The 1,684-nt window shown below is 61.9% G+C and carries 4 protein-coding genes; all 4 read left to right on the top strand.

Features of this window, described 5'->3' with window-relative positions:
* The coding region (locus A7Q03_RS09185) for a hypothetical protein (RefSeq protein ID WP_231881805.1) at positions 1–740 on the top strand (740 nt) is incomplete at its 5' end.
* Positions 737–979 carry a hypothetical protein gene (locus A7Q03_RS09180; protein ID WP_067449251.1) on the top strand — a complete coding sequence of 81 codons (243 nt, stop codon included), beginning with the start codon at positions 737–739 and terminating at the stop codon, positions 977–979. The genes A7Q03_RS09185 and A7Q03_RS09180, both read left to right, overlap by 4 nt.
* Entirely contained in the window at positions 976–1,365 is a 390-nt protein-coding gene (locus tag A7Q03_RS09175) for a hypothetical protein (protein WP_067445020.1), read from the top strand. The genes A7Q03_RS09180 and A7Q03_RS09175 overlap by 4 nt, the downstream gene beginning before the upstream one ends.
* Positions 1,353–1,616 (top strand): hypothetical protein, encoded by a 264-nt coding sequence (locus tag A7Q03_RS09170; protein WP_067449249.1) that lies wholly within the window; start codon positions 1,353–1,355, stop codon positions 1,614–1,616. Before A7Q03_RS09175 ends, A7Q03_RS09170 begins: the two co-directional genes overlap by 13 nt.
* Positions 1,617–1,684: the final 68 nt, after the last annotated feature.

The raw sequence follows: 1,684 nt of genomic DNA, 5'->3' as shown, positions 1-1,684 counted from the left end.
CCTGCGGGCGGCACCGCCTGAAAACGGAGGATGAAATGTCCGAACAGGATAAATACCAAATCATTGCCGACTTTTTACGGCAGGTCGGCTTCCGGCGCGGCGTACTGCTGTTTCTCGCCGGCATCCCGGCACTGGTGTTGTGGAAAACCGACCCCATCGCGCTGGTCGACCGTTTCAGCCGGGCCAATGCGGAAACGGCAATCGAAGGGGTGCACAAAGAAGGGTCGGCTGCGCCCTACCTGCAGTCCCCGCACGGCTTTGTGGAAAACAAAGAAGCCGAAAGCGCGGCGGACGGCGTGGCGATGGCGGACCTGCAGGCCGTTTTGGGCTACAAATTCGTACCGAGCAGCAACCCCTACGAATATCAGGGGCGGCTGTTGGTATTTGCCAAAACCAAGCAGGACGAACAGCGCATGGTGTCGGAAATCGGGCTGTCGTGGCTGCCGATTTTAAGCGGCAAGTCCACGGTGGAGAAAATCCTGGCCGGGCAGAGTGGCGTGTCGGCGTGGCAGCCGGAGAAGCAGGGCTTTTACTTTGCCGACGGCACGGCGGACGAAACGCCGAGCCTGAATACCGACCTGCTGGCACACGGCTACGGCGTGCGGCGGGTATACCGCTACCCCGTTAAAAAAGGCGGGCGCGTGGCAGGCTATCTGGCCGTGTATGCGGAAAAGGAATTGGACGCGGCAACGCGCGCGCAGTTGGAAACCGCCGCCGCGAGATTGGGAGCGTATCTATGAGGGGCTTACTGACCGGATACGGCGGCGGTACCGCCAGCCTGTCCAAAGTCGTGATGCTCAGCGGGCATGTGGTGTGCAGCGCGGTGATCGGCTGGCAGGCATACAAGGGCAGCCTGCACTTCGATTTCTTCCTGGCCTACGCCTGCGCCTGCTACGGCACGAACAGCACCAACAAGGCCATCAGCATCCTCGGCCGGCGGACGGCGGCCTCTCGGGACGAACAAGGAGGGGCATCATGAAGCCGAGACTGCCCAAACACTGCACCGCCGCCATTGTGATTTGCGGGGCGCTGGCCGGCTTTACCGCCTATTCGTGGTACGGCTTTGCCGAAGCGCTGGCGGGCAAGAATGCCGAACTGGCGGCCTTGGCGGCCGAGCGGGACGAACTGCTGGAGATCATGGTGGCGCAGGACGGCCTGATACAGAGCCAAACCGCCGCACTGCAAAGCGCCAAGCTGGACAATGCCGGCAGCCGGGCGGAACTCCGTGCCCAGGCGCAAAAACTGGCACAGATGCGCGCCGAGCTGGCCGCCAAACATCCGGCCGCCGCCTTCAGGCCACCTGAAAAAGTCGGACGCGAGACCGCTAACAACCTGAGAAGGATAAACAGACTATGGCAAAAATAATCCTGACCGCCGCACTGCTGGGCCTGGCGGCCTGCACCGGCCCCGCCCACTACCCGACCGTCTGCAGCAAACCGAAACCCAGCACCGACGCCCCCCGGCTGCAGGCGGCGCAAATCAGGGCCGGTACCGGCCAAGACAAGGCCGTGGAACTGCTGACCCAATCCCTGCACACCGCCGCCGTGTACACCAAAAGGCTGGAAGAGTTTGCCGACAGCTGCCGCGCCAATCCCGCCTTCAAGGCACGCCGCTAGACGGCAGAATAAACAGTAAATTGGAATTTAACCTGGTGTAAAACCACCAAATTAAAACGTTTCCAGGC

It is taken from the genome of Eikenella sp. NML99-0057 (assembly GCF_001648535.1).
Lineage (GTDB): Bacteria > Pseudomonadota > Gammaproteobacteria > Burkholderiales > Neisseriaceae > Eikenella > Eikenella exigua.
This window is presented reverse-complemented; position numbering and strand designations above follow the sequence as displayed.